This window comes from Chitinophaga pendula, assembly GCF_020386615.1.
Lineage (GTDB): Bacteria > Bacteroidota > Bacteroidia > Chitinophagales > Chitinophagaceae > Chitinophaga > Chitinophaga pendula.
Map to the genome: position 1 here is coordinate 5035313 of NZ_CP077769.1, position 12310 is coordinate 5047622.

Here is a 12310-nt window from a genome sequence, read left to right on the forward strand (position 1 = left end):
TTGCATGTAAACTCCCATAGACACTTGTAAGTTGTTAAATTTCCATTACCTTTGCAGCGAGGCAAGTCTTATACGACCAGCTCCTACTGAACTCCCCCAGGACAGGAATGTAGCAAGGGTAGGTGGTTGTAGCGGTGCGATGTAAGTAACTTGCCTTATTTTTTTGCCCTCTCCTCTCCCCCAATTTTCCCTTCGCATTATTCCTGAAAATCAAGAAATCTTAACTTAAATTTGCAATAGCCATTTCGTTGTGGATACAACAGCTGCTAAGCATAGGTATATTTTAATTGAACAGCATAAATCTTATTGCAAATGAAATTCTTTATAGATACTGGCAATCTGAAACAGATAGAAGAAGCCAACGACCTGGGCATACTCGATGGGGTAACTACTAACCCTTCCCTCATGGCCAAAGAAGGCATCAAAGGTGAAGCCAACATCGCACAACACTATAAGACCATCTGCGAGATCGTAGACGGTCCCGTAAGCGCAGAAGTCCTCTCCACCGACTTCAACGCTATCATCGAAGAAGGTAAGAAACTGGCCGCTATTCATCCAAATATCGTCGTGAAAGTGCCCATGATCAAAGACGGCATAAAAGCCATCAAATGGTTCACTGTCAACGGTATCAAAACCAATTGCACATTGGTGTTCTCCGCTGGCCAGGCTATCCTCGCTGCTAAAGCAGGCGCTACCTTCGTATCTCCATTTATAGGCCGCATCGACGATAGCAGCTGGGATGGAGTAGACCTCATCGCACAGATCGCTCATATATACAGCATCCAGGGCTTCAAAACAGAGATCCTCGCCGCTTCCATCCGCAACGCCCTCCATATCGTTAAATGCGCAGAAGCCGGTGCCGACATCTGTACCTGCCCGCTCGATTCTATCCTCGGATTACTCAAACATCCGCTGACAGACATCGGCCTGGCTAAATTCCTCGAAGACGCCAAAAAAATGTAAGCCTCGGCTTCATCACATACTTTTTAGATGGGTTATCCCCGGTGCAACTTTTGGCGCCGGGGAATTTTTTTATCTACCCATACCATTCCCCCCAACATACCAACTCATCCACATCGCTGCTACCTATCTCATCCCCTTTCCAATTTCCTCCGCTTCCCCCTTTCTCATCGCTGCCGTCTCGTCCTATCACTACCACCATTCCACCTCCGTTCCCACAATGGCAACGCCGCTAACTCCTCCGGCCTTCACACATGACTTACCGTCCCCGCCGCCGCCATTCCCTAACTCCCTCCCATACACGTTCTCCCTATTTGCTTTTCTAAATATTTTCCATACCTTGATACCTCGTTAAACAATGCACCACGTTATGCAATACTTACCCGAAAGCCTAATTGTCAGGAAATTGAACTATCCTTGTCTCAGGAGTGTAAGTAAGCAGTTGCAGACTGGATCAATCATACGATAACAAAACAATCCAACAGCATGGAAGGTAAATTCATCCTCTCGCTGGATCAGGGCACTACCAGCTCCCGCGCTATCATCTTCGACCACAACGGCAGTATCAACGCCATCGCACAAAAAGAATTCAAACAGATCTATCCCCACCCGGGATGGGTAGAACACGATCCGATAGAGATATGGTCCACACAAGCCAGCGTAGCAGCAGAAGTATTGCTCAAAGCCGGCATCGCCGGCGATAAGATCGCCGCCATCGGCATTACCAACCAACGCGAAACAACCATCGTATGGGATCGTACATCAGGCAAACCCGTCTACAACGCCATTGTATGGCAGGACCGCCGCACCGCCGCCTTCTGCGATCAACTCAAAGCTGCCGGCAAAACTGATCTCTTCCGGGATAAGACCGGCTTGCTTATAGATGCCTACTTCTCCGGTACTAAGATCAAATGGATACTGGACAACGTAGAAGGCGTCCGCGAAAAAGCAGACAAAGGTGAACTGGCCTTCGGCACCGTTGATAGCTGGCTGGTATGGAACCTTTCCAAAGGCAAACTCCATATCACCGATGTCACCAATGCCTCCAGGACCTTACTCTTCAATATCCACACCATGCAATGGGATAAAGAATTGCTCGACACACTGGGCGTACCCGCCTCCATGCTCCCGGAAGTAAGACCTTCGAGTGAACTATATGGTCATTCAGAAGCCGTACTCACACCCTACCAGATACCGATCGCAGGTATCGCCGGCGACCAGCAGGCAGCCCTGTTCGGACAAATGTGTACCTCCCCCGGTATGGTCAAAAACACCTACGGCACCGGCTGCTTCCTCGTACTGAACACCGGCAATAAACCCATCCCTTCTAAAAATAACCTGCTCACCACCGTCGCCTGGCAGATCAATGGTGAAACCAGCTACGCGCTGGAAGGCAGCATATTTATAGGTGGCGCCGTTGTACAATGGCTACGTGATGGCCTGGGTATCATCCGCCACTCCGCCGATGTAGAACCACTCGCCGAAGCTGTTAAAACAAGTGATGGCGTCTATCTTGTACCTGCCTTCGCCGGCCTGGGCGCTCCCTACTGGAACCCTTACGCCAGAGGCACCATGGTAGGTCTCACCCGTGGCTCCACCGCCGCTCATATCGCCCGCGCCGCCCTGGAAAGCATCGCCTTTCAGACCATGGACGTACTCAGGGCCATGGAAGCCGATGCCGGCATACAAATCAGCGAACTGCGCGTGGATGGAGGCGCTACCGGCAACAACCTCCTCATGCAGTTCCAGTCCGATATCCTCAACGCCGAAGTAGTACGCCCCAAAGTGACAGAAACAACCGCCCTGGGTGCCGCTTACCTCGCCGGACTGGCAGTAGGCTTCTGGGATAGCATAGCGTCCATCAGCCGCCAGTGGCAGGTAGACCACCGCTTCACCCCCGAAATGGACGACCAACGCCGTACCCAGCTCACCAAAGACTGGAAACGGGCAGTACGCTCCGCACAGGTATGGGCAGAAGAATAATCCCCCAACATCCAACAGTGAAACAAATAACCAATGGTCCTGATTCATCAACTTAATATCTTCCTATGTCCTCATTTTTGGCAGAACTGATCGGCACCGCCATGATCATCCTGTTAGGCGATGGAGTAGTCGCCAACGTCGTATTGAACAAAACAAAAGGACAATCCTCCGGTTGGATCGTCATCACCATGGGATGGGCCATGGCCGTATTTGTAGGCGTATTCTGCACCGCCAAATATAGCGGCGCTCACCTTAATCCCGCCGTAACCATCGCACTGGCCACCGTGGGCAAATTCGCATGGGCCAAAGTACCCGCCTATATCGTTGCCCAATTACTAGGCGCCATGCTGGGTGCCACGCTGGTATGGCTCAGCTACAAACAACACTTCGAACAAACCGATGATGCCGATGGCAAACTAGCTGTGTTCTGCACCGCCCCCGCCATCCGCAGCAAAGGCCATAACCTGCTCACCGAGATCATCGGTACCCTGGTACTGATACTAGGCGTGCTATACATCGTCGCCCCGGCCAACTCCCTCGGCGCCCTCGATGCCCTGCCCGTAGCATTCCTCGTCCTGGGCATAGGCCTCTCCCTCGGCGGTCCCACCGGCTACGCCATCAACCCAGCCCGGGACCTCGGCCCCCGTATCATGCACTTCCTCCTCCCAATCCCCCAAAAACGTAACAGCGACTGGGGATACGCCTGGGTACCTATCATAGGCCCCATAGCAGGTGCATTGCTGGCAGCCGTCATCTGGAACGCACTACAATAAACCCGAAACAACCTTCTACTATAAAAAAGGCTGTCCATAACAGACAGCCTCTATTTTATTCCCTACCTCCACCTCTCCCGTAGCTCTCCTGTATCATTCCTATATCTCACGTCCACCTCTCCCGTAGCTCTCCTATATCATTCCCATACCTCACGTCCACCTCTCCCGTAGCTCTCCCGTATCATTCCTATATCCTTCCTCCTTTTGGGGACCTCCACCGGAACTGTAGCAATCCGGCAACATTTTATAATTAATCTTTCATTATTTTCTGAAAGTTTTGTAATTTTGATAACTCATTCATCAGTGCTAACCGCTGTTTGCCGGAGACAAGCCGGACCCAGCCCGATAAGGGTACACAATAAGTGGAAATTGGAATAACATTTGTCGCCGGTAATAATCGCTGATTCTTCATTCAAAATATCAGATATATGATCCAGCCGAATATTCCGGATACACAGCAACCTCGTGTAGTAATTGTAGGTGGTGGTTTTGGCGGTATTAACCTGGCCAAAAATCTTAAGAACGCCCCCGTACAGGTAGTGTTGCTGGACAGAAACAACTACCACCTCTTCCAACCACTCCTCTACCAGGTAGCTACCGCCGGCCTGGAACCCGATAGCATCGCCTTCCCCCTCAGAGGTATCTTCAACCGCCAGAAGAACTTCCACTTCCGGATGGCCGAAATAACCAGTGTAGACCCCAATACCAAGATGCTCGAAACCAGCATCGGGGCCGTAAGATACGACTACCTTGTACTGGCTACCGGCAGTAACACCAACTTCTTCGGCAACAATACCATCGCCGAACACGCCATCGGCATGAAATCACTCATCGAAGCCGTTCAGATCAGGAACTACGTCGTAAAACAATTTGAAGAATGCCTCCTGCTGACCGATGAAGAAGCTATCCGCGCCAAACTCAACTTCGTAATGGTAGGCGGAGGGCCCACCGGTGTAGAGCTCGCAGGCGCTTTCGCAGAACTGCGAAAATACATACTGCCCAAAGACTACCCGGAATTACCCATCCATCTCATGAACATATACCTCATCGAAGCGGGCCCAAAACTGCTCGCCGCCATGAGCGAACATTCTTCTGCTAAAACCCTCGATGGCCTCCGCCAACTGGGGGTGAAAGTAATGACCAATACCGCCGTAAAAGAATACGATGGTAAAACACTTACGCTCAACGATGGCCAGCAGATAGCCACACAATCTCTCCTCTGGGCTGCCGGCGTAAAGGGTTATCCGCCTGCCGGCCTCGCGGCCGATGCCATCATCCCCAATGGCCGCATCCTGGTCAACGAATACAACCAACTCAAAGACCATCCGGATATCTTCGCCATCGGTGATGCTGCTCAGATGACCAACGACGAGCGCTTCCCTAAAGGCTATCCTATGGTAGCCCAGGTAGCCATACAACAAGGAGTACTGCTCGCGCAGAATATCAAGCATATTATCAAAAACAAACCACTCACCGCCTTTAAATACAAAGACCTCGGCAGCATGGCCACCATAGGTCGCAACCGCGCCGTCGCCGAATTCTTCGGGATGCGCATCAGCGGCCGGTTTGCCTGGTTCGCCTGGATGATCGTCCACCTAATGAGCCTGCTCGGATTCCGTAATAAACTGGTCGTATTCATCAATTGGTTCTACCGATACTTCACCTTCGACAGAGGTACCCGCATTATTATCAAAAGAGGCGCCGCCAACATCGTCAAACTACGCCAATCCGTCAACTGACGACCGCATAAAAAAATCCGTTCTGTCTGCCATGACAAACATGGTAAACAGAACGGATCATACCATAAATATCGTAACGCTATTTCCTGCTTAAGATAGAGTTCAGCGTAGTCGTCGCCACCAACTCATCCGCCCTTCCGCCCAGCGGACGGTAATACACCAGGATGGTATAGTTGTTCTCTGTCTCCCACCAGTCACCTTCTGTCAACTCCGTACTGAATTTAGACCCCACCACCGTATTATCGATCAATCCATACACATAGTTATAAAAGCCCTGCTTGAGGAACAGTGTACCTTCATAAGCACGCGTAGCAGGGTTAAAAGTCAGCTTATTACCCTCATTACACTCATAATTCGTCAACTCACCAAATATGTACATATCATAACCGGCATAAGGCTCCGGCACAGGAAACGTAAAATGCACAGAGGCATAATCCCCTTCAAAATACGGATCGTAATTATCCAGCGTCGCCAGGTAATACATGCCGTTGATATCCTTGATAAACTGGTAAGTCTTATTGGCCCGCTCAAAATCCGGTTGCGCATATACGTTGGTACTGGTACGTCCATAGTCCGTATGTTTCACCCGCTCCGTCTGCAATCGCAGACTACGCAGGTCTATCCATCGCCATTCCTTACCCGCCGGTATCACACAATCCACTTCCGTATTATACTCTATCACCTCTCCTTTCAGGAACATAGGCTTCAGGTTGGTCACCGCATTATCCCAACGGTAATTCTGCATGATCACCACTTTGATCTGGTCAAAAGGATTCACAATGTTCAACCCCTTCGTATTCACGGAGAAATTCACCTTTTGATGCGTACGGAATATCTTCGGGGTTACCGGCTGCTGTATAAAGCCAGCCACCGTCGCTTTATTACTGACTACCAATATACGGCGGGTGAAAGCCAGCTGCGAAGTATCACTGTTCAGATACACCTTCAACAGGTAGTTGCCCGGACGCGTAGGATAAGTATTGGCATTGGGAATGTCTACCGAATAATGCGTGTATTTCTGTAACGCTATACTGGAGAAACGATAGGTCGTGATACGGTTCTCCGTAAATCCCCGCATGTAATCAAACGTGTTCAGCTGCGCAGGCGTCCAGTCTGCATTACAAAGCATATAGGTATAATAATAGTCCTTCACATCATTTTCCATATCGTCAAAACTCAATTCCAGCTGATTGCCGCCTCCCAATGTGATAAAAGGATAGGAAAGCTGATCCCCTTTTTGCGTCAGCTGCACAGAACGGATATTGCTGAGATAAACATGATCCGGCGTATTGATATTTGCCTGTGCCCACACATCACCTGCCATCATCAACAAGATAGCAGCGGTTAACAGGGCGACACGATGGTTGCTGTTAGTAGTAAACATCTTTTAAATTACTATTTTTTAAACGAAAAAAGGGCTTGCCACTGGCAAAAGTACGGCGGTTCAGCTAATATCCTCCTGCAGGAGCACCGGCTCAGCGACTGCCCGATTACGCCTTTTCACAAAAATAAATTAGGTTTGATGCGGAATTATTAATGCATGAGGTTATCTTTTTTCATCGCACGGCGGATCGCATTTAACAGAGGCTCCTCCTTCTCCCGGTTCATTATCAACATAGCCATCGTAGCTACTGCTATCAGTGTGGCCGTGATGATCCTGGCTACAGGCCTCGTCAATGGCTTCCAACAGGTGATCCAGAATAAGATATTCAGCTTCTGGGGACATATCCACATCACACAGTTCCAACCCAATGCAGGCCCCCTCACCGAAGAAATCCCCTTCGCCGCCGATACCAACCTGCTAAAACATATCCGCCAACAGCTGCCAGGCATCGCCAGCATCAACCTCTTTGCCAGCAAATCCGCTATCATCAAAGCCGATAAAGACATTGCCGGCCTCATCTTCAAAGGCATCGACCGCGCCTACGACTGGAAAAAACTATCCACTTTTATCCAGCAAGGCCGCATGATCAAGTATAACGACAGCAGCTATGCCCCCGAGATCATGCTCTCCGCCGCCACTGCCGCAGAACTGAAAGTGAAACTCAATGACCAGGTCATCATCTATTTCATCCAGGCCAGCGGCCAGCCTCCACGCGCCCGCAAACTCACCGTCGCCGGGATCTATAAAACAGGGATAGAAGAATATGATAAAACATATGTCATCGGAGATCTCAACCTCATCCGCAGACTGAACCAGTGGGCCCCCAACGAAACCGGAGGCTATGAAGTATTCCTGCAGGACTACCGCCAGATGGACCCCGCCGCTATCACTATCGATAGCCTCCTGCCACAACAACTGTTCACCCGCACCATCAAAGAGATCTATCCCAATATCTTCGACTGGCTGCAATTACAGAATAAGAACGAGGTCATCATCCTTATTATTATGACCGTAGTCGCCGCCATCAACATGATCACCGCCATCCTCATACTCATCCTCGAACGTACCAACATGGTCGGTATCCTTAAAGCATTAGGTACACGCAATTGGTCCATCCAGCATATCTTCATCTATCAATCAGGATATATTATACTGGCAGGCGTACTGCTGGGGAACATACTCGGCCTGGGGATCGCATGGCTCCAACAGGCCACCGGCTTCTTCAAACTGCCGGAAGACTCCTACTATATGTCCGTAGCCGCCATCAATATCAACTGGTGGGAAGTACTGCTCATCAATCTCGGTACCTTCCTGGTATGTACTATCGTACTACTGATCCCCTCCCTGATCATCCGGAAGATCACACCCGTAAAAGCTATCCAGTTCAAATAATTACTTCGCTACCGGCAATGTCAGGTGACTGCAGATAATACCCGCCGCCACCGCAGCATTCAACGACTCAGCACCACCAATACGCGGAATCGTTACCCGGTACTGGCTGGCCGCAATAACATCCTCGCTCAACCCTCTCGACTCATTGCCGATCAGGATGATCCCTTCTTTTAAAGTAGCAAAGCTCGTGATATCCTGCCCATGTAAAGTAGCCGCATAAGCAGGTACCCCGCAGGTCTGCAACCAGGGCAATAAAGGCAGGGTGATAATACGCACACGGGCAATACTGCCCATCGTAGCTTGTATCGTCTTAGGGTTATACACATCCACACAATCCGGTGAACAAACAATCTGCGGAATGCCAAACCAGTCAGCAATCCGGATCAGCGTCCCCATATTACCAGGGTCCTGTATCGTATCCAGCGCAAGTGTAACGGAGTGGGCTATATCCTTTGTTTCCCCCTCCGCCGGTATGTCCAGCAACGCCAGGGCCCGGTTGGGAGTAGACAAAGCAGACAACTGCTTTAATGTCGCCTCATCAATCGCTTCCACCTGCACAGCAGGCTTACCCGCCAGCAACGCCGACTGCTCACGCAGCCAGCTTTCCGTAGCATATACCGCCTTTACCGATAGCCCCGTTTGTAATAACTCCTGCACCACCTTTTCCCCTTCTGCAATGAACTGGCCGGATTTTTGACGGTATTTTTTGTGCTGTAATGATTGAATATACTTAATTTGCGCCTTTGATAACATGGTGCCAAACCTACCTAAATTCTTTTAATCAGCCAAGCTGAGGACGGGTTTGAAGCTATTTGAAGCGAGTGATTATCAGCCTTTAAACATTATTCTTAACTATTTAATTCATAATGCAGCCGCCACAACGCTCCCCATTTACACTGCTAAACCGGGTTATGCTGTTGATCGTTATATGGACGATGGCTGCCTGCTCCAATACAAAATACCTGCAAAAAGGACAACGGCTGTTCGTGTCCGCCAACGTAGAAGTAAAAGGCGACCTCCAGTCCGCAGACAAACAAGAACTCCGCAGTGCCCTGACCTCTAAGTCACTCATGCTGCAACAACCCAACAAATCCTTCCTAGGTACCCGTATCAAAGTATGGCTCTACAACCAGAAACAATACGAGAAAAAATCCAACTGGCTATGGAACCTCCTGCTCTCCTCCAGGAACATAGAAACACCAGTCATCTACGATTCCGTGAAAACTCGCGAATCCGCTATCCGCATGATCAGCTATCTCAATAACCAGGGATATTTCTATGCAGGCGTCAGCTATGAAGAGAAAACAAAAAGCCAGAAAACCACCCTCACCTATCACGTCAATACAGGCAAAAACTTTACCCTCGATAAGATTACTTACGAAATACCGGACTCGAATATACGCGCCGTCGTGCTGGGCGCACAACAGTTCTCCCTGCTGAAAAAAGATATGCCCTACAAACAGGAGACAGTAGGCAGCGAACGGGAAAGATTGGTAAGACTCGTCAAAGATGCCGGCTACTTCAAATTCAACCGCGATGCGATAGAATTTCAAATGGATACGCTCAACAAGACCATGTTCCGTAACCTGCTGAATCCCTTCGAAGGCATGGCCAACGCCGTCAGCGACAATGCCAAAAAACAACCGGAGAAACCTACCATGGATGTGCTGGTGAAGATCAAAAATCCCGAAGATCCCAACATCCCCTACGAGAAATATACCATCGACTCCGTATTCGCATACCCCGATTTTCCTATCAACGGCAATGCCCGCGATACTGCCTATAAAACATCCAGGTACAAAGACCTCACCATACGGGCCAAACAGAATATACTCCGCCCCAGGATACTGGAACATTCCATCCTGCTCAAAGATGGTGATGTATATTCCCCCAGACAGTATAACAATACCATCAATAAACTCTACGACCTCGGGGTATGGCAGTTCGTCACCTTACAGTACGTAGAAAACAAACAACGGCCACATAGCCTCGACGCCTACGCCTTCCTGACACCCAAACGCCGCCAGGAACTGGGCGCCAACTTCGAGGTCAGCACCAGCTCCGATTACTTCGTCGGCTCCGGTGTAGGACTTAACTACCGGCATATCAACCTCAACAGGGCCGCCAACCAGCTGAGTATCACCCTCAATACTGGCCTGGAACTGATCCGCAACGAAGGTCAGTTCGACCTTCAGGCCAAACAATTTGGCGGAGAGATCAACCTGACCTTCCCCAGGTTCATCACCCCCTTCGGCATCGGACAAACCGCCCGCTCTACCGTAAAAACCCGCCTGAGCGCCGGCGTCAACTACCTGTCCCGTATCGACCGCTTCGATATATCCAGCATCAACGCCTCCTTCGGATATGAGTGGAACGAATCCATCTACAAACGCTGGATCGTAAAACCCATCTCCCTCAACTACGTAGGTGTCAACCTCAACGATGCCTTCCGCGACTCCGTCGTAAGTAAAAACCCTTACCTGGAACGCAGCTTCACCCCCGCATTCATAGGAGGCGAAAACGTAACGTTCATCTTCACCAACAACGATATACTGCACAACAGGCACTATTCTTTCTTCAGGGCGAATATCGAAGAATCCGGGCTCTGGCTCAATGGGATCAGCAGCCTCGTAGACCGCATCACCAACGGCCGCACCGACCTGGAATCCTCCAGTGGACTCACCATCTCCAACTTCGTAAAGCTGGAACTGGACTACCGTCACTACTGGAAACTGACCCAGCACAGCTCCCTGGCGACCCGCCTTTACACCGGTGTAGGTATCCCCTACAGCAAGTCGGAAGTATTGCCCTATATCCGGCAGTTCACTTCCGGCGGCCCTAATAGCATACGCGCCTGGCGGCTCCGTACCCTCGGGCCCGGCTCCTACCGCGACACCACCGCCCAGGCAGCCATATTCCCCGACCAGACCGGCGACCTCAAACTGGAAGGCAACATCGAATACCGCTTCGACCTGCTCCGCATGTTCAACGGCACCGTCAACCTGAAAGGCGCCACCTTCCTCGACTTCGGTAATATCTGGATGCTGAAGAAAGATACCGTACGCCCAGGTTCCGAATTCAGGATCAGTAACCTCTACCGCGACCTCGCAATCGGCACCGGCGCCGGTATACGGCTCGACTTCTCCTTCTTCCTCATTCGCCTGGACTGGGGTATCCCACTCAAAGTACCTTACAACATCTACAATCCCGACAACAAGAACGGCTGGTATCTCAGCGAATGGGATCTCAAAGACCCGCAATGGCGTAAACAGAACATCATCTGGAACATCGCCATCGGCTACCCTTTCTAATCACCGGCATACATAAAAAAAGGCTGACCTGGCCTATACCAGATCAGCCCCTTGGCGGTATGTTTGCATGTACAGTTACACTTTCTTGAACTGGTCAATGAATACCTGCATATCCCAGGCATCTGCCAGCTTGAAATCGCCGATACGCGTGCGGCACAACTTGCTCAGGTGCCCACCGCAACCCAATGCTGCGCCAAAATCATGCGCCAGTGAGCGGATATAAGTACCCGTGCTGCATACCACACGGAAGTATACCAGCGGCAACTCGATCGCCGTGATCTCAAACTCCGTGATCGTCACCCGGCGTGGCTCTACCTTTACTTCCACCCCCTGGCGGGCCAGGTGATAGATAGGTTTGCCATTCTGCTTGATAGCAGAATGTATAGGCGGCAGCTGATCCAGTACACCGGTGAATTGCACCGCCGTCGCCTTCAGCATCGCCTCATCGATATGACTGATATCCTTAAAGTCAGTAGGCGCTGACTCCAGGTCATAAGTAGGTGTTACCGCCCCCAATGTAAAAGAACCGGTATACTCCTTCTCCTGTGCCTGGTATTCATTAATCTCTTTAGTCATTTTGCCGGTACAGCAGATCAATAATCCGGTAGCCAGCGGGTCCAGCGTACCGGCATGTCCCACTTTGGCTTTCGTTGTATTCCTGATCTTACGTACCACATCAAAGGAAGTCCACGTCAATGGCTTGTCGATCAGTATCACCTGACCTTCCTCATAGATATTCTTTTGTTCGGTCTGCATCATCTGCAAAGA

General features: G+C 50.4%; 9 protein-coding genes and 1 other RNA gene. 7 read left to right on the forward strand and 3 right to left on the reverse strand.

Annotated elements, in window-relative coordinates:
* The first annotated feature begins 59 nt into the window (after positions 1-59).
* The 5 genes from ffs (at position 60) to KTO58_RS18300 (ending at position 5455) form a co-directional block, all read left to right on the forward strand.
* Positions 60-159: signal recognition particle sRNA small type (gene ffs / locus KTO58_RS18280), an RNA gene on the forward strand.
* A gap of 153 nt (positions 160-312) precedes the next feature.
* A complete protein-coding gene (fsa, locus tag KTO58_RS18285; protein ID WP_095837993.1) occupies positions 313-963 on the forward strand; it encodes a fructose-6-phosphate aldolase in 651 nt (216 codons plus the stop codon).
* A 483-nt stretch (positions 964-1446) separates the two neighbouring features.
* Complete coding sequence (glpK, locus tag KTO58_RS18290; protein ID WP_095837992.1) at positions 1447-2943, forward strand: glycerol kinase GlpK; 1497 nt, start codon at positions 1447-1449, stop codon at positions 2941-2943.
* A gap of 65 nt (positions 2944-3008) precedes the next feature.
* On the forward strand, positions 3009-3716 hold the full coding sequence (locus KTO58_RS18295; RefSeq protein WP_095837991.1) for an MIP/aquaporin family protein: 708 nt from the start codon (positions 3009-3011) through the stop codon (positions 3714-3716).
* Positions 3717-4144: 428 nt separating this feature from the next.
* Complete coding sequence (locus tag KTO58_RS18300; protein WP_095837990.1) at positions 4145-5455, forward strand: NAD(P)/FAD-dependent oxidoreductase; 1311 nt, start codon at positions 4145-4147, stop codon at positions 5453-5455.
* A 79-nt stretch (positions 5456-5534) separates the two neighbouring features.
* On the opposite strand, the gene KTO58_RS18305 is transcribed toward KTO58_RS18300, so the two are convergent.
* Positions 5535-6839 carry a type IX secretion system plug protein gene (locus KTO58_RS18305; RefSeq protein WP_225859817.1) on the reverse strand — a complete coding sequence of 435 codons (1305 nt, stop codon included), beginning with the start codon at positions 6837-6839 and terminating at the stop codon, positions 5535-5537.
* A 156-nt stretch (positions 6840-6995) separates the two neighbouring features.
* On the opposite strand from KTO58_RS18305, the gene KTO58_RS18310 reads away from it, so the two are divergent.
* Positions 6996-8231, forward strand: a complete 1236-nt coding sequence (locus KTO58_RS18310; protein ID WP_095837989.1) for an ABC transporter permease — start codon at positions 6996-6998, stop codon at positions 8229-8231.
* On the opposite strand, the gene KTO58_RS18315 is transcribed toward KTO58_RS18310, so the two are convergent.
* Positions 8232-8984 carry a TrmH family RNA methyltransferase gene (locus tag KTO58_RS18315; protein WP_095837988.1) on the reverse strand — a complete coding sequence of 251 codons (753 nt, stop codon included), beginning with the start codon at positions 8982-8984 and terminating at the stop codon, positions 8232-8234. It abuts the gene before it with no gap.
* A 158-nt stretch (positions 8985-9142) separates the two neighbouring features.
* Here KTO58_RS18315 and tamL point away from each other — a divergent pair, with 158 nt between their 5' ends.
* Positions 9143-11542, forward strand: coding sequence for a translocation and assembly module lipoprotein TamL (gene tamL, locus KTO58_RS18320; RefSeq protein WP_157752866.1), 2400 nt, complete (start codon positions 9143-9145; stop codon positions 11540-11542).
* Between the two features lie 75 nt (positions 11543-11617).
* Here tamL and truB read toward each other — a convergent pair whose 3' ends face one another.
* Positions 11618-12301: a tRNA pseudouridine(55) synthase TruB gene (gene truB / locus KTO58_RS18325; protein WP_095837986.1), complete on the reverse strand. Its 684-nt coding sequence runs from the start codon at positions 12299-12301 to the stop codon at positions 11618-11620.
* Between the last annotated feature and the right edge of the window lie 9 nt (positions 12302-12310).